This window comes from Nostoc sp. FACHB-133 (assembly GCF_014698055.1).
Lineage (GTDB): Bacteria > Cyanobacteriota > Cyanobacteriia > Cyanobacteriales > Nostocaceae > Nostoc.
The window spans coordinates 67120-84638 of sequence record NZ_JACJSH010000033.1 but is presented as its reverse complement, the minus strand read 5'-3'; the positions used below and the strand labels follow the sequence as shown (position 1 = coordinate 84638).

Below are 17519 nucleotides of genomic sequence, written 5' to 3'. Positions count from 1 at the left end.
TGTTAATACTGCTTAAAAAGTATAAATAAATTTATACTACTGGGAAAATGATTTAGTGATCGCTTGTTTTTTACTGGATCTGACGAAACCGCATAGCTCCCCATAGCAAGTAACTAGGGGCAAGTTACCGTAATCTTTCACTACAATAATTGCGGGACGGTCTGCTGCTTCTCTGAGTCGATGTTGTAACATCACCAAAGTGTTTTCGATGTCTTCATGGATATTTATCCGTTTCATCTCTGCTTCATCATGCCGAGAAAAGTGTTGTAGCGCCACGACAATTTCCCGAATGCGATCGGAGCCTCTATACATTGCACCTATGAGGTTTTGTAGATCGTTAATCACAAAATTCAGGTCTACATCTTGGGATATTTGCTGAATTTTTGGCGTGGGTTTAGGATATTCTTGTTGATAAACTTCAATTAGATTTACTAGGTCTTGCACATATTGACCAGCATATTGGAGATTACCATAAATAAAACTGATGGGATTGTTAATTTCATGAGCCAGCCCAGCCACTAGCTGCCCCAGCGCCACCATCTTTTCGTTCTGAATCTGTTGAACTTGAGCGGATTTTAAGTTGTCAAGAGCCTCTTGCAATAAAAAGTTTTTTTCTTGCAGTCTAACTTGGAGCAAACGTAAATTAATCTGATTTTCAATTCGCAACACAACCTCTGCCCCATGAAAAGGTTTGGCAATATAATCTACACCACCCACATCAAAAGCTTTTACTTTATCCACAACATCATCCAGGGCGCTGATAAAAATTACTGGGACTTCACAAGTTTTATCATCAGCCTTCAGTTGTTGACAAACTTCATAGCCATCCATCCCTGGCATGTTGATATCCAGCAAAATCACATCTGGCAAAACCATTTGACATGCAGTTAGTGCCATTTTACCGTTTAAAGCTTTGCGAACTTCAAAACCTTGTGCAGTCAACATTGCCGATAAAAGCCTCAAATTATCTGGGGTATCATCGACCACCAAAATATTTTTTTTATGATGGTTAGTTTGATTGAAATGCATTATGTATTAAAAGCTATGCTTGTAATGATTGAGGATAGTAAATGCTTATTTAAAAGCATCCTGATTTTTTTGCTCAATTTCACCAAAATACTTACTATTTATAGTTTAACTCCCCCAGTGGCTAGAGAGTTTTATAAACTACCAAAGCTATTGGCCAATTATGAGCTTGACGAATCTGATAGCCTGCTTATAGCAACTTATCTAGATAGCCGACACAGATAATCTAGCCAAACGCCAACAATTAAATTTTTTCCAAATACTTAGTGGATAGCTACCATTGGGGTGATGCGGCAAGCAACTTAACAACCAATTGTTCTTCTATGGGTTCAGAAAACAGAAATCCTTGAGCAAAATTACAATTTAGACTTCTCAACTGGGCTAACTGTTCTTCTGTTTCGACACCTTCAGCGATCGCACTCATACCCATTGAATTGGCAATGCCAATCATTGCTGGTACTAACCCCATATTTTCTTTGTTATCCTGCATACGTTTGACAAAAGATTTATCAATTTTGAGGGCATTTAAAGGAAAGCTGTGCAGGTAACTTAAAGAGGAATATCCTGTACCAAAGTCATCCATAATTAACTTGATATTTCGCTGTTTTAGTTGTTGAAAAATTATCTTAATTGCATTAGTATTTTCCATAATTACACTTTCTGTTATTTCTAATTCTAAATATGTAGGATTTATTTTAGTTTCATAAATAATTCTGTCAATTTGTTCTACAAAATTGGGTTGTAAAAATAACCTAGCACTCAAATTGACACTAATAGTTAGAGGTTCTGGTGTCACTGGCTGATGTTGCCAGATGCTTAGTTGATTACAAGCTGACTGTAATACCCAAGTATTGATGGCATTAATTAAACCTGTTTCTTCTGCTACAGGAATAAATTCTGTAGGAGAAACTAGACCACGAATTGGATGTTGCCAGCGCACCAAGGCTTCAAATCCAGAAATTCTACCTGTAATTAGAGAAACAATTGGCTGATAATAAACGAGGAATTCTTGCCTTTCAACAGCCCTTCGTAGGTCATTTTCTAACTCTAAAAGCTGAATTGCTTCTTGATGCATCGCTGGATTAAAAACATGATATTTGGCTCTTCCTTGAGCCTTAGCCCGATACATTGCCGTATCAGCATCCCGCAGCAAATACTCTGGACGATCATAATCTTTATTGCCCCAACTAATGCCAATACTGGCGTTCATAAAGACTTCATATCTTGATAGTTTAAAAGCAAGTGATAGCTGTTTTAGAATCCTATCGGCAACTTGGATTGCTATATTAATATCCGTAATATTTTCTAAGAGAATTCCAAATTCATCACCACCCAATCGGGCTAGAGTATCAATAGGTATGAGACACGCTTGCAGGCGACGAGCGATAGAAATCAGCAATTCATCTCCTACCAAATGACCAAGGGAATCATTGACAACTTTGAAGCGATCGCAGTCTAAAAAAAGTACTGCAAACTGATAACTAGATTCTTGTTTTGCTCGATTGAGAGCATTGTCTAGTCGCCTCATAAACAACACTCGGTTTGGTAATCCAGTCAGCGAATCATGCAGCGCTATATCTAATAGTTTACTTTGCAACTTCTGGCGGGAATTGATTTCTTTTTGAAGTTTTTGGAGAGCTTTTTCTAACTCCTCAGTTCGTTGTGTTACCCGATGCTCCAATTCTACATTTAGTTTCAATATTTCTAATCGCGCTGACCTCAATGCCAGTTGATTTTTCACGCGCACTAAAACTTCTTGAAACTCAAAAGGTTTAGTGATGTAGTCTACACCACCTACCTTAAAGGCTTTAACTTTGTCAAAAACATCATCTAAAGCGCTAATAAAAATTACCGGAATATCGGCTGTTAGCTCCCAAGCTTTAAATGCCTGACAAATTTCATAACCATCTACTTCTGGCATCATAATATCGAGCAAAATCAGATCCGGCAATACTGTTTGAGTTGCTGTCAGTGCCATTTGCCAGTTCAAGGCTTTACGAACGTTATACCCTTCCCTTGTCAATATTGAGGATAAAACCCGCAGGTTGTCCGCCATATCGTCAACGATCAAAATATCTTTTTTATTAGGGTCTAAATGCTCGTAATTCATTCTACGTTTGTTCTAGTCAATTCCATAATTTTCTCAAACTGGTAGTTATTTGCTAAATCCCTAAGAACTTGCGATACCTGAACATTATCTAAGGGAATTTGCTTGATTAACTCTAAAATCAATTCATCACTACAGCTGGCTGCGGCATAGTGGATCTTTTGAAGCCACTCAGGTGACATTTGTGATAAATGACTCAGGAGTTCAGCAAAACTAACAAATATCTGTGTAGCTTGCTCGGCAACTGCTGTATTTGGGTTTTCTACTTGATTGGTATACTTTACACCCAGATGTTGGCTCAGTTTTTCCAATAATACTTCCTGTGTGAATGGCTTGCGAATAAAATCATCGCAGCCAATAGATAAAATCTTCTGGCGTTCTTCCTCAAAGGCGCTAGCAGTTAGGGCAATAACGATTGTGTGTTTATTCAAACAACCCTGCCCTGTTTCCAGGAAGTCAAAACAGGGAGCTAGGGCTTTTGGCGATCGCAAAATGGCCGCACCAGCAGCATCAAGATTGTGTTTCATAACACCAGCTACTTCTGATGTGGGAGAGGCTTTGTATATAGTTTTGAGAACTTCACAATCACCTGAATCGGTTAACCCTCCGTTAAGATAATGGCTCCCGGATGATGTCAGTTGTTTAAATTTTGGCAACCTCCGCAATCTATTGGCTGTCCCATACCCTACTTGTTTACCTTTAATTATTCTTGTAGCTTCGTAGCCGTCCATGATCGGCATTCGCATATCCATAAAAATCAAGTTTGGGTGCCAAGATTCCCAATTACTAACTGCTTCCACACCATCTGTAGCTTCCCTGACTTGAAAGCCCAAAGATGTCAGAATTTTAACTAGCAGCAGACGGCTTTCTTTGGCATCATCAACTACTAAGATGCGGTATGCTTTTTCAGTCGGCGCTAAAGATAGAATTGGAGATTTAATTTGGTTTATCGGCATTTCTCTAGGACAAGCTAAAGCAATTTGAATATCAAAGGCAAATGTACTACCTATACCAGGAGTACTGCTGACTGTAATATCTCCCCCCATCAGTTGCACGTATTTACGGCTAATTGCTAAACCTAGTCCTGTTCCCTGTTGAGATTTTCTACCGATTTCGGTTTGCTCAAAAGCCTCAAATAGCAAGCTAATTTCTTGTGGAGTAATACCGCAACCAGTGTCTTCTACCTCGAAGAAGAGGCGAGGGTTACAAGAAAGATTTTCCTCTTCCTGCTCCCATCTCAGCCTTAGAGTTACTCTGCCAATATCAGTAAATTTGATGGCATTCCCCAAGAGGTTGAGCAAGACTTGAAATAATTTATTTTCATCGGTTTCTATGTACTGAGGAATGTCGTGTGCATACTCAAATACTATTTGTAAGCCCTTCGATGCAGCACGCAAATACAGCATCTCTTCTAAGTTATTCAATAGATGAATTAAGTCAAAGCTACTGCGATTTAATGTGATCCTCCCAGCTTCGATTTTAGACATTTCTAGAATGTCGTTAATTAAGTTAAGTAGATGTTCGCCAGCACGATTAATAATTGCTAAGTTGTCTTGATGTTCGCTAGATAGCGAATAATCTCGGCTCATAACTTGGGTGAAACCAAGAATAGCGTTGAGTGGGGTACGCAGTTCGTGGCTCATGTTCGCCAGAAATTCGCTTTTGGCAAGGTTGGCGGCGGTGCTTCGCGCTGCTTCCCGAATGGCTGCTTGCTGTTCTTGGGCGGCGATTTTTTGCGATTGAATCAGTTCTTCTTGGGTGGTTTGCAGTTGCTCAATCACTTGCTGGAACTCTTCAGTACGTTTTTTGACTTGAGCTTCTAAGGTGCGATTATATTCTGCTAATAAGTTTTCTGCTTGTTTGCGTTGGGTGATATCAAAAAAGGTAGCCATCGCAAAAGCCAAATTTCCCGATTCATCATAGATGGGGTTGCCCAAAACTTCAACGGGAATAATCTTGTCAAAATGGCGAACTTCCATATCATCAATCCTGGTACTTTCCCCAAGCAATGCTCTTAAAATTGGTAGGCGATCGCTGGGGTAAAGTTGATCTGTGCCGGCAAGGTAAGCTTGATATACCTCTGACAATTGTTCACTGCTAACTTCTGCAATCGCTCCTTGACCAAGAATTTGCTGCCCAATATGATTTGTGTAATAAGGTTCACCTTCAGCATCTATGATAAATACACCTACTGGCATAGCTTCTAAAAATTGAGTTAGCCGACTCTGACTTTCAGATAGAGCTTCATTTAAAACCTGCATCTGAGCATTCTTTGCTGACAAAACACTGAAGGATGCTTGCAGTTGCTTTGCCATAGTTTCAAATGACTTGGCTAGTTCCCCCAACTCATCGGAGCGCTGAATTTCTGGTGTTTGCTCCCATTCACCTTGAGCAATTTTCTTAGCTGATGTATTTAATTGTAAAATCGGCTTAATTACCCAGCGAGCAGTTAAAATCCCGATTCTTGTAGCCACTAAAAAAGCAACTATGCACAGCAAAACGGTGATGCGGGTGTTCTCATTAATTTGCTCCATAAATTCGCCTTCAGGAATCACCGCTACGATTAGCCAATCTAAACCCAGTTCATCCTTCCAACTTTTGACTTGGACAAAATAACGCATTCCATCGGCGCTAAAAGTTAGCTGTTGCTTCCCCACAACAAACCCAAGACTACCAAAGCGTTTGATCAAAGACTGGGTTGTGAGTCTAATTAAAGAATTTCGACTTTCTAATGCCGTTCGACGTTTTATTTGACCATTAATGATGCTATATGGTGGTTCGGTAGAAGAAGCCACTATTAACCCAGAACGCTCTAAAATAAAAGTTTTACCCGATTGTTCGGTGTTTAATTTGGTTAAAAAATTGCTGATTTGTGACAAAATTAAATCAACACTAATCACCCCAACAAGCTTGCGGCTCTTATCGTAAACAGGATAGCTGGAAGATATAGATAAAACTTCTGGTTTATCTTCCCATTGATAAATTTGACTCCAAACGGGTTTGCCTGCCTTGACTGCATCTGCATACCACGCTTCAACACGAGGATCGTAATCTTTAACTTGCTGAAGCTGGCGACGATTTCCCTTCAAGTCTGAATCATAAATATAAAGTTTCCCAATACCATACTTTTGACTAACTTCATTAATCAACAGCTTGCCATTATCTAAACGTTCAATACCGATAAATTCCCCTTTGGGGTTGGCAAAGCTGTTGTAGCCAACATTGAAAACCTGCATTTGTTTCCAAAAGTAATTTCCGGCAGTTTTAAAGTCAGAAAGGTTGAGCATACCTAGCTCAACTGCATCTAAGTTAATTTGATTTATTTGCTTCGGAGTTGTTAAATAGTTATTAAGATGCTGTTCAATGCGATCGCAGATTTCATTTTCTAACTGGCTAGCAAGCTCTCTTACTGCTTTTTGTCCGTTTTGATACGAAAGATAGCCCACAAGCCCCACCGCCCCACAAATTTGCAATATAAAGGGGACAATCAGAACATACTTTAGGGGCATCCTGGCGTAAACTTTGCCAACTAAGCAATTAAGAGATTTGACGGACTGAAGTTTGGATAACATTGTTGTTTAATTTTTCCCCAGCATATATTTGGGGCATTTTTGCTATGCCAGCTATATTTAATACCAAAAAAATTACGGTATGTCATCACTTCGATCATGACATCTCTGAGAAAATTGAGTATAAAAAAAGCATTAAAAATTTTGTTTGGATACTTGTCTGACTAGTTAAGTTTCTCCAACCTCCAATTTTCAAATTTTGCGTAGGCATAGCCGATTTGTAAACATTACGGCTTAATTCGCTCAGTTTTATCTGGCAATGTATCAGTACATTTACTCAGAACAACTGAAATTTAACCGATAAGCTACAGTATGCCATTCTAAAATTCAGGTTGCCATTAGCACCTAATCCTAAATTTAATTTCTAATTGCTGAGGTCTTGATTTTCCAGTCTCGAAACCTCTGGACTTGCACAAAAACCTATATCTAACTACAACAATTTTAAAATTTTCATACAAATACATAGTAATAACAAAAAAAATCCAAGAAAATTTACTTAGTGCTTTTTATCGTAAATAAATGTTAATTTTCTTATCGAAGTATGTCAACTTCATCACCGAGTTGTAAAACTTTTCCGGCTGAGGATGTAGGCAATTGAGTATTAACACTCAATCTGTAAAAGTGATTAAAAGGCGATGAAGCAACCCAATTAGGCAGAGTTGCTTGCCTCTGGGTCGCAAAGATTTTTTGAAAGCTTGGGTAAACTTCCCCTGAGTAAGAATCGCGTGTTGGAACTATACAACGCTGGCATGGATTAACCCCAAAAAAATCTACATCTCCCACTCGAAAGGAGACTAAATCACCTTGTTCGCTAAATAGCCGATCTTCCCAAAATGCTGGTACACCATCAATCTCAATATTGGCACGCATCCGACGGCGTATTTCATCTACGCTTAAACCGGGAAACCAAGAAGCTACTTCTGTCAACGTTGCTGTACTAATTACCGTTGGGCCCGGCGAGTGTGTATCGTCAGGAAAGCCCATCAGAGAGTTTTGCCTTAATGTAACAGCAAACTCAAAATAATTACTTAAAGTTGCTTCTAGGGCTTGCCGTTCCTCATCCAGATGAAAAACTTGTTGTGAATCGCCGCCTGGGATTTGTAGCGAAATAGTCCTATTGAAAAGTGCAAATTGCGCCCTTAGTAAATGGATTTTAGCATGACGCTTGCCATTGACAAATTTATCCCGCTCGTCAAAGATGGCAAACTCGCGGTCATGCTGTAGTGCGCCACTGGCAAGAACTCCAACCTTTTCAACTTCAACACCATCCAGTGATTTTACGGGATATAGTAAAATCTTGGCTAGGTAAGGCATCATAGTAATTTTAGATTTTAGATTAGGGACTGTTAAATCACCAATCTAAAATTATTTTGTGATTTAATCCACCTTACTAAATCTTCTTGAGCAAAAGCATCAAGCTAAATTATCCGTTATGGAGTTGTTTGGGGATATGGTGGTACTTTATCTATTCCTCCAACATGATTTAGAGGCCAAAAACGAACTACAGCCCGGCCAATAATATTCTGGCGAGGGACAACACCCCAACAGCGTCCATCATAACTATTGTTACGATTATCACCTAGTACTAAATATGAATCATCTGGTATAGTCTGGGGTTTTTCCAAAAAAGGTGGCTGTGGCCCTGATTGGCAGACATTAATAACTGTGCTTTGACCAGAACTGAGATAATTAGTTTCTGGAAGGGGTTTGTTGTTAATATAGACCTTGCCATTTCTGAGTTGTACTTGTTCTCCAGGTAAGCCAATTACTCTTTTAATAAAAGCATCCTGGTATTGTTCTTTTTGTAACTCTTTCGTGGGTGAAAATACTACGATATCTCCACGCTGCGGGTCAGCAAATTTATATTTCAACTTATCGACAATGATTTTGTCTGCTTCCCACTGGTTTGGCGTACCATGCAGAGTGGGTTCCATTGACCCAGAAGGAATCCAGCGTGCTTCAGCAACAAAGGTACGAATTCCCAGAGCTAGAACAATACTCAATACAATTGTTCTACCTAGCTCTGCGATCCAGGAATTATCGGGTTGTTGACTAGAGTTGTTATCAGACACTTGATTTTGCATGAAATTACTTAACTGAAGGAAAGATGTAGGTAATTAACTCGCCTAGTGAGACTTTATCTGTTAATCTTAACGGGAAAATTTTAATTTCCTGGTTATGTTCGCATCTTGACTACCAATTTTAGATTATTGATAAATGGGGTTCTTCATAGATTAAAAATAAACTTTTTTTTAACGGTCAGCAAAAAATTTAACACTCAGAGCGCGACTAAGTTTAACCTAAAAGCATAGTTATCTGTAATATATAGCTCCCTACCTAAAAAAGTTAGCCTTATGTCATCTCCACAAATTTTACTGATCCGTCGCGCTCGCATAGTCCTACCCAATGGTGAAATGATGATTGGGGATGTGTTGACCCGCGATCGCCAAATAGTCGAAGTTGCGCCAGAAATCTCCCAAACAGCAGTAGTCACTGAAATTGACGCAGAAGGGTTAACTTTGTTGCCGGGAGTGATTGATCCGCAGGTACATTTCCGGGAACCTGGCTTAGAACACAAGGAAGATTTATTCACCGCCAGTTGTGCCTGCGCTAAAGGTGGAGTCACTTCATTTTTAGAAATGCCCAATACGCGCCCCTTAACAACGACACAGCAGGCTTTAGACGACAAGCTAGAACGGGCCTCACAAAAGTGCTTGGTTAATTATGGCTTTTTTATTGGGGCAACAGCAGAGAATCTTCCAGACTTGCTTTTGGCAAAGCCAACACCGGGAATTAAGATTTTCATGGGGTCGATGCACGGTCAGTTGCTAGTTGATGGTGAAACAGCATTAGAGACGATATTTGCTAAAGGCGATCGCTTGATTGCTGTTCATGCCGAAGATCAAGCTAGAATCAACCAACGTCGCCAAGAATTTGCCAACATTCACGATCCGGCCGTTCACTCGCAAATTCAAGATAATCAAGCGGCTTTGTTGGCAACCCAACTGGCATTAAAACTTTCTCAAAAATATCACCGTCGTCTGCATATTCTTCATCTGTCAACAGCCGAAGAAGCAGATTTGCTGCGTCAAGAGAAACCTAGTTGGGTGACAGCAGAGGTAACGCCACAGCATTTGGTATTGAACACCAGTGCTTATGAAAAGATTGGTACTTTAGCACAGATGAATCCACCTTTGCGATCGCCCCACGATAACGAAGTCCTTTGGCAAGCTTTGCGCGATGGCGTGATTGATTTCATCGCTACAGATCACGCACCCCACACTTTAGAAGAAAAAGCTCAAGAATACCCCAATACTCCTTCAGGAATGCCTGGGGTGGAAACTTCCCTAGCTTTGATGTTAACTGCGGCGATGGAGGGAAAGTGTACTGTTTCCCAAGTTGTCAACTGGATGTCTAAGAATGTAGCTGTGGCTTATGGTATTCCCAATAAAGGAGCGATCGCACCTGGTTATGATGCCGATTTAGTGCTTGTAGATTTAAATACATACCGTCCAGTCCGGCGTGAGGAACTTTTAACCAAATGCCATTGGAGTCCATTTGAAGGCTGGAACCTCACAGGCTGGGCTACAACTACCATTGTCGGCGGTGAGATAGTTTACGAGAAAGGTCAAGTAAATACCCAAGTGCGGGGTCAAGCTTTAACTTTCTTATAGCAAATGTTTATTTAAGCTTACGTAGTAGACAGATATTTATACATCAAAGCCATACTTGAATAGGCAAGATTTTCATCTATCTAGAGTTAAGACTAGACCAATGCGGTTTGGCTAAAGCTAAAAGACGAAAATCTTTGTTTTTCCTTCTTTACCCTTTTAACCAAAGGGTATTGACTTGTTGCTGTATCAAAAATTGCAACATGAAACTCTGAATTTCTTTATAAGTGTTTGAAGTCAAATCTTCAATAACTTGCTCCTTACGGCTATAAGATTAGCTATTTAATCTTCGTTTTCCCTACTTGGTGTCCTTCTCTAAGAGGTTGTCTGAAAAGTGTTTCGCTCTGACTTTAGGCACTTTTAGATCCCCCTAAATCCCCCTTAAAAAGGGGGACTTTGATTCCGGTTCCCCCATTTTTAAGGGGGGTTAGGGGGGATCTAGAACTTTCGATACCGATAAGGAGACTTTTAAAACATTATCTAACGAGACGTTGCGCCTACCTTTATGGGAAAGCAAGCTATGTGTAGTGTCTCGTAGTCAAGGCGGTTCGTTAAATCTTACGGCTGGATAGGAGTAAACAAAACGAAACATATATGACCTTCATCCAGGTCATGTATTTCTCAGAAACTATGCCCAAAAAGATAACCAAATAAATAATCAAGGAGAATTGCTATGTCCTTCAAAATTTTAGCTTTAGATGGTGGCGGTATTCGGGGAGTTGTTGCAGCCCGAATGCTTAAACAAGTAGAACAAGAAATTAGAAACCAGGGTAAAGGGAACTTCTTACACGAATACTTTGACCTCATTGCTGGCACTTCTACTGGTTCAATATTGACAGGGGGGATTGCTGTAGGAAAGACAAGTGATGAACTTATTCAACTGTATATAGATAAAGGTAAAGATATCTTTCCGCCGAATAGAAAAGAACTCTATAAAAATTTGCCCTCTGTCATCAAATCAATTCTTGATGTATTTTCAGCATCTAAATATTCTCATGATGGAATTATTAGTGTCCTCAAAGATGCTTATAAATACACAAGAATAAAAGATATTGAAAAACCTATTATCTTGATTTTGGCTTACGATACGCTATATCGTAATACAACCTTTTTTACAAACTGTCATCCCGATCTAGGAGACAGATGGTACGATGACTGTTATTTATGGCAGATATGTACTGCTTCTGCCTCTGCACCTACTTTTTTTCCGCCATATAAATTAGAACCTGTAGATAAAGAAAAATTTGGTGATTGGGAATTTCCACACATTGATGGGGGAGTTTCTGCTAACAATCCCTGTCTCGCAGCTTTGAGTTTAGTTATGAGGATCAGCCAGTCTTCAGTATCTCCAGAAATCAAGCAAAAATATAAACTAAATAATCTGCGATTGGAAGATATTTCTATCCTTTCTCTTGGCACAGGTCAAACTGGTGAACCATATCAATATAAGCAAATAAGTAAATGGAAAGGCTTAGACTGGGTACAAAATCTGACTAATATTTTTATGGAACCTACATCTGAGATTGATAGCACAATTTGCCGGCAAATTATGGGTGGATACGAGTCTAAACGTTACTTGCGTCTTCAGTTTGAATTAAATGAGACATTTAAACCCAAGCCAAAAGAAACTTATAAAGATCCTCGTATTGTATTACCTCCAGAAGAGCGAAAAAACCGATTTACAGGCAAAAAAGTTACTCAAGAAATAGATAATACTAGTCCAGAGATTATTCAGCAGTTAATAGATACTACCTCGGCATTCATCGATCAAGGTCTTACGTACTATACCAGAGATGACTCTGGCTTACCGATAAAAAAGGCGATCGCTTCTTTCATTAGAGAAAATTAGTGTATCCACGTAGATATATTAATGTCAATTAATACAATATAAAACATCTCGTATTTCTACGATAGTTATGTAAAAATACGAGATGTTTTATTTAAAGCTGCTAGCAGTGATAATTACAGATGTCAATAAAAGAGTTTATTGGTATTTACAATTACTTAAATTAATTTTTTTATTATTATATAAATCAGTATTATTGTGTATACATTGTGACTTTAGGTTGGGTATATTGAGTATAAGGAAAAGTTAGATAACTTCTAGATAGCTTGATGTTGTTTAACTTTTTTCTACTAGCTTTGACTGCTAAATAATCCAGATTTGTTCTCTTAATGAGAGTAGAGAACCAATCAGGTTAAATCAAGCTGACTAGGTGCTGCAAAAACTCTCATTTAACCCAACAACAGTTTAACTTTTCTTAATTTATACACTATCTAAATCAGTTTTTTAACTGATTATTGCAGCAATAAAGCTGCTGTTACAAAATTTTTTCACTTATTTTGGGTTGAGATAAAAATGTTAGTAATTTACAGTGGTGAGCGTGGTAGTGGCAGATAGAAGGAGTGTGAAGTTCTCCCTCAACTATTAGCAAAAATTTTTTAGTGTTGCGATCTAAAAAAGTGAAATTTCTTGTACTTCGGTCGGGATATGAGCTTAGATAGCAGCAATGGCTTCACTAAGGGCACAATTGAATGGTATAAGTTCGACTTGACGAGTACCCCCATCTCCATAAGTCAAACTCACACTTAGATAACTATCTGGTTTGTAGGGCAATCGTTCCGCCCATTCAACTGCCACAATTCCTGGTATGACCTCAATACCTTCCCAATAACTTTCTAAATTTAGGGCTGCAACTTCTTGTGGTTCTAAGCGATATAAATCTAAATGGTAAAGGGGAAGCCGTCCTTCTGTGTACTCATTAATCAGGGTGAAAGTGGGACTGACAATAGATTCAGCGATTCCCAAACCCTTACCAATACCTTGAACTAAGGTAGTTTTACCAGCGCCTAAATCACCTTCTAGTAAAATTACACTGCCAGCAGTCAGGGATTGACCGAGAGTAATACCTAAGCGTAGCGTCGCCTCTGTATCTGCAAGAAAAATTTTCATAATCGAGTCAAGACGTGATATTTCTCCTTTTTCCATGATGACCTCTACCGTACCACCGCAACAATACTTGTGCTAGTTTCTGCGGATTGTGACGGACAAAACCCGTTTCATCTTCATATAAAACATTAGCTGCAACAATCCTTCGCCCTAGTTGAGTTACGGCTTCTCTATCCAGGAAAACTGGATGGGAGTTTTGTTCGGCGTAGCGGATGAGTGATTGCTCTGATGGGGATTTTTTGTGGATTAGCACAGCATCAAATAGCTGTCTTTCCCCACAAGCAGCATCAATTGCTCTAATGTGATCTGCAACAGTGTAGCCTTCAGTTTCTCCTGGCTGAGTCATGATATTGCAGATATAAATACGGGGGGCATCTGTTTGAGCGATCGCATCGGCAATTTCTGGTACTAATAAATTAGGAATCAGACTTGTATAAAGACTACCTGGCCCAATAATGATGTAATCAGCTTCTTTAATTGCCTTAATCGCTGCTGGCACTGCCGGCGGATTATCAGGAATGCAGCCAATTTTGACAATTTTCCCACCAGCTTTAGGAATGCTAGACTCGCCCTCAATACGGCGACCATCGGTTAATTCAGCCCAGAGGCGAACATCACTGAGAGTTGCCGGTAGTACTTGTCCCCGTACTGCTAGCACCTTAGAACTGGCTGCAACCGCTTGTTCTAAATCTCCAGTAATATCACTCATTGCCGTTAAAAACAAATTGCCAAAACTGTGACCCGTTAACCCATCTCCAGCTCGAAAACGGTATTGAAACAATTCTGTTAATAACTTTTCTTCATCTGCTAGTGCAGCCAAACAATTGCGAATATCCCCTGGTGGTAACACTCCAAATTCTTGACGCAACCGCCCAGAAGATCCACCATCATCAGCAACAGTGACAATAGCAGTAATATTAGCGCTGTAGGTTTTTAGTCCCCTCAACAACGTAGAAAGCCCCGTACCACCACCAATTACTACTATTTTCGGGCCTCGGTACAGTCGATGATGTGCTAGCAAGACATCGATGAGTTCTTCTCCGCCTTCTGCCCTTAGTACCTTAGTAATTGAGCCAACAGTACGAGTTTGTCCCCAAAGCACTAACAGCAATCCCCCAAGCAGCACCAAAGGCCCACTGATATAGTTGGGTAAGATGTTGGTGATTACTCCCAGGAAACCCCTAAACAACTCGATCATCCAAAAAATTGGGGTCAGCTTAACCCAAATAGCTAACCCCAAACTCGCCAGCAGTACACCCCCAATACTTATCAACAACCAACGTTTTACCGATAGTCCAGGGGATAACCATTTGAACCACTGGTTAACCCGATAGGAAGTTCGAGAACGCGACTGCTTTTGCAGGGCGTTGAGGGCTTGTCTGAGAAAACCAATTGACATACCTGATTTACAGCATTGCTACAAACAATAATTAACAGAAAATGTACACCACTTGGTTTTTAACACTAGGCGTGAAACTATTATATTTGTCAATCCCATTAGACTAGTACAACGGCGGCGGTGTTACGTACAGGGACACCATCAGTTACCGTACCTTTTTTTGCAGATCAGCCAGTTTGGGGTGAAAAGCTAACTCGGTTGGGAGTCAGTCCACAACCGATACCGTACCAGAAGGTATCAGAAAAAACTTTAGCAGCAGCGATTGAAGTAGTACTGGGTGATAAGGCAATGCGGTGTAAAGCCCAGGAGTTAGGCCAAAAGATCAGGGATGAAGATGGTGTAGCGAATGCAGTTGAAGTTTTCCATCGGCATTTGGGTTTGATTGAGTGAGAAATCCCAGACAATTAAAATACATCATCACACCCATAACAGCAGTAAATGCCCCAAGTTAAAGGACTTCTTGCAGAAGTGGGGTAAGGGGTAAAGGGTAAAGGGATGAAATTTCCCCTTTCCCTTTAACCTTTCCCCAACATATTGCAAAAGTTACTTTTGCAATATGTCTAAAGTTGATACGGTACTCTGTGTCAACGGCAGTGTCTTAATAGTTTTTTACACAGCCGGACAATGCTGGCAGTTTCGCATCATCAGCCGGACAGGTGGCATATTTGGAGAGCAGAAGTTGTACTACAGTGTTTCCAGCAGCTTTGAGGATTGGGTTAGCGTATATGCTCGCCGCCATTGTAGTAGTCTGCGGTACTTCACGACAGCCTTGAGCGCACTTCACTCTTGGGAGCGATCACCTATGGTGGGCGGGTACGCCATCGCACATAATTGTCCTTGTGTGGAGTTATTCGGATGATGATGGGATGCCGCAGAGTGGCGAATGTAAACTGTACAGTGACTTTTTATTTGTCGTAGTGCCAAATTGATGTCATCGAGGATGTGAAGCCTGAACTCTCTACCTGAATTTCTCACAAGTGAGAAATGAGCGTGAGTGTGGGGAGTGTGGGGAGAAAGAGGAGGAAGAGGAGAAATTGAATAACTGCACATCAATGAACGCTGCATTGCCTCCCACACCTCCCACACTCCCCACCCGAACCACACAATACGTGAGAAATTCGGGTCTAGCGTTCAGCTTAGAACCAGCACAGAAAACTTACAGGCTATACCAACACAAATTGTTGCAAACCTAAAGCAGGTCAGCGTTAGCTTGATAACAGGAATTTGTCTCAATGCCATTTAATTTGTCACCCTACAAAAAAGTAAGAAACTGGGCTTTTGGAATCAATCGCAGCCCGTGATGCCTTGAGATTTCCGGTGGGGTAAGAAAAATACTCAGCTTGCGGCGATCGCCGCAAGTGCAACAGTGCGATCCGTCTTACCCGGATATTTACATTCCACCCAATTCGGCAAACTTGAATTGGCCTGATATTCCCTACCGCAGAGAAGCGAGTGATTCCACCAGACCCGCACGGGTTTGATAGAGATGGGGATAGTATGGGTTGTGAAAGTTGACTATGTAAGCCCTACAAAGGCAACATAATTGCAAATTCAGTTCCTTCATTGAGTGTGGAATTAACCTTAATTGCTCCACCATGCTTTTCTACTACAATTTGATAAGCGATCGCCAATCCCAGTCCAGTACCTTTACCAACTGTTTTCGTTGTGAATAGATAATTAAAAATTTCTTGCCTCACCTCGTCTGTCATGCCAGTGCCATTATCGGCAATTCGAATCGTTACATATCCAGGGCTGGACATCTCTGTAAAGATGTTGATTGCTAGGGAATCATTGACTCGCTTGCCCTGCTGCCAAACATCTTCTAAAGCATCTACAGCATTAGCTATTAGATTCATGAACACTTGATTGAGTTGTCCTGGATAGCACTCAACCTTTGGTAAGGAAGCGTATTTTCTGACGACTTTAATTTCAGGTCGCTGTCCCAACCCTTTAAAACGATGTCGCAGGATTAATAATGTATCGTCAAGTCCCTCATGAACATCAAACTTAACCTTTACCGATGTGTCAGTCCGGGCAAAGTTTCGCAGCGACACGGATATTTCTTTAATTCGTTCTGTGCTAACCTGCATGGAATTGAGGAGCTTGGGCAAATCTTCTAAGAGAAAGTCTAAATCTATTTGAGCGATCGCATTTTGAATGACAGGCGGTAGTTGGGAATAATTTTCCTGACATAATTGCAGGACATGAGTGAGATCAGCAATATACTCTTGAGCAGGATGAATATTGCTAACAATGCAGCTAATGGGATTATTCATTTCATGTGCTACACCTGCTACCAATTGACCAAGCATTGAAAGCTTTTCTTGTTGCACCAGTTGCACTTGTGCCTTTTGTAATGCTGTCGTTCGCTCTGTAACCATTTGTTCAAGATTATCGGTCAATTGCTTCAGTTGCAAATGCATTCGCACTCTGGCAATCACTTCTGCTTGTTCAAAGGGTTTGGGAATGTAATCAACGGCTCCTAACGAGAACCCTTTCACCATATTTCCAGTATCAGCCAACGCTGTCATAAAAATAATTGGGATGTTTTGCGTTAATGGATCGGCTTTAAGTTTCTGGCAAGTCTCAAACCCATCTATTCCCGGCATTTGCACATCTAACAAAATTAGAGCAGGTGGTTTATGCTGCACCATTTCGATCGCACTTTCTCCATCTTCGGCGACTCTAACCGCGAAACCTGCACTTTTTAGCGCTTGTGATAGTACTGACAAATTAGTTGGATTATCATCAACAATTAAAACAAAATCAGAGTTTTTCATGGTTATGAAATGTTTTT

General features: G+C 40.3%; 12 protein-coding genes and 1 pseudogene. 5 read left to right on the top strand and 8 right to left on the bottom strand.

All coding sequences use genetic code 11. From position 1 onward, the window contains the following. Nucleotides 1–102: 102 nt before the first annotated feature. From H6G86_RS23945 to lepB, 5 genes and pseudogenes are all read right to left on the bottom strand, one after another. A pseudogene (locus H6G86_RS23945) lies at nucleotides 103–1029 on the bottom strand (hybrid sensor histidine kinase/response regulator); the annotation flags it as partial. Between the two features lie 271 nt (nucleotides 1030–1300). After that, nucleotides 1301–3136 carry a two-component system response regulator gene (locus H6G86_RS23940; RefSeq protein WP_190936412.1) on the bottom strand — a complete coding sequence of 612 codons (1836 nt, stop codon included), beginning with the start codon at nucleotides 3134–3136 and terminating at the stop codon, nucleotides 1301–1303. After that, nucleotides 3133–6705 (bottom strand): ATP-binding protein, encoded by a 3573-nt coding sequence (locus H6G86_RS23935; RefSeq protein ID WP_190936411.1) that lies wholly within the window; start codon nucleotides 6703–6705, stop codon nucleotides 3133–3135. Before H6G86_RS23935 ends, H6G86_RS23940 begins: the two co-directional genes overlap by 4 nt. 528 nt (nucleotides 6706–7233) lie before the next feature. Further along, nucleotides 7234–8016 carry an MOSC domain-containing protein gene (locus H6G86_RS23930; RefSeq protein WP_190936417.1) on the bottom strand — a complete coding sequence of 261 codons (783 nt, stop codon included), beginning with the start codon at nucleotides 8014–8016 and terminating at the stop codon, nucleotides 7234–7236. A gap of 116 nt (nucleotides 8017–8132) precedes the next feature. After that, nucleotides 8133–8786 (bottom strand): signal peptidase I, encoded by a 654-nt coding sequence (gene lepB, locus H6G86_RS23925; RefSeq protein ID WP_163928825.1) that lies wholly within the window; start codon nucleotides 8784–8786, stop codon nucleotides 8133–8135. Nucleotides 8787–9056: 270 nt separating this feature from the next. On the opposite strand from lepB, the gene H6G86_RS23920 reads away from it, so the two are divergent. Further along, complete coding sequence (locus tag H6G86_RS23920; protein ID WP_190936410.1) at nucleotides 9057–10376, top strand: dihydroorotase; 1320 nt, start codon at nucleotides 9057–9059, stop codon at nucleotides 10374–10376. 670 nt (nucleotides 10377–11046) lie between these two features. Then, on the top strand, nucleotides 11047–12222 hold the full coding sequence (locus tag H6G86_RS23915; RefSeq protein WP_190936409.1) for a patatin-like phospholipase family protein: 1176 nt from the start codon (nucleotides 11047–11049) through the stop codon (nucleotides 12220–12222). A gap of 648 nt (nucleotides 12223–12870) precedes the next feature. On the opposite strand, the gene tsaE is transcribed toward H6G86_RS23915, so the two are convergent. Then, complete coding sequence (tsaE, locus tag H6G86_RS23910) at nucleotides 12871–13326, bottom strand: tRNA (adenosine(37)-N6)-threonylcarbamoyltransferase complex ATPase subunit type 1 TsaE (protein ID WP_190936416.1); 456 nt, start codon at nucleotides 13324–13326, stop codon at nucleotides 12871–12873. Nucleotides 13327–13333: 7 nt separating this feature from the next. After that, nucleotides 13334–14722, bottom strand: coding sequence for a gluconeogenesis factor YvcK family protein (locus H6G86_RS23905; RefSeq protein ID WP_190936408.1), 1389 nt, complete (start codon nucleotides 14720–14722; stop codon nucleotides 13334–13336). Between the two features lie 120 nt (nucleotides 14723–14842). On the opposite strand from H6G86_RS23905, the gene H6G86_RS23900 reads away from it, so the two are divergent. The 3 genes from H6G86_RS23900 (at nucleotide 14843) to H6G86_RS23890 (ending at nucleotide 16203) form a co-directional block, all read left to right on the top strand. Continuing rightward, a complete protein-coding gene (locus H6G86_RS23900; RefSeq protein ID WP_190936407.1) occupies nucleotides 14843–15112 on the top strand; it encodes a glycosyltransferase family protein in 270 nt (89 codons plus the stop codon). A gap of 166 nt (nucleotides 15113–15278) precedes the next feature. Then, nucleotides 15279–15581, top strand: coding sequence for a hypothetical protein (locus H6G86_RS23895; RefSeq protein ID WP_190936418.1), 303 nt, complete (start codon nucleotides 15279–15281; stop codon nucleotides 15579–15581). A 481-nt stretch (nucleotides 15582–16062) separates the two neighbouring features. After that, entirely contained in the window at nucleotides 16063–16203 is a 141-nt protein-coding gene (locus H6G86_RS23890) for a hypothetical protein (protein WP_242064939.1), read from the top strand. Nucleotides 16204–16248: 45 nt separating this feature from the next. Here H6G86_RS23890 and H6G86_RS23885 read toward each other — a convergent pair whose 3' ends face one another. After that, the gene (locus tag H6G86_RS23885) at nucleotides 16249–17502 is read right to left on the bottom strand and encodes a hybrid sensor histidine kinase/response regulator (protein ID WP_190936406.1); all 1254 of its coding nucleotides are present in this window, start codon (nucleotides 17500–17502) and stop codon (nucleotides 16249–16251) included. Between the last annotated feature and the right edge of the window lie 17 nt (nucleotides 17503–17519).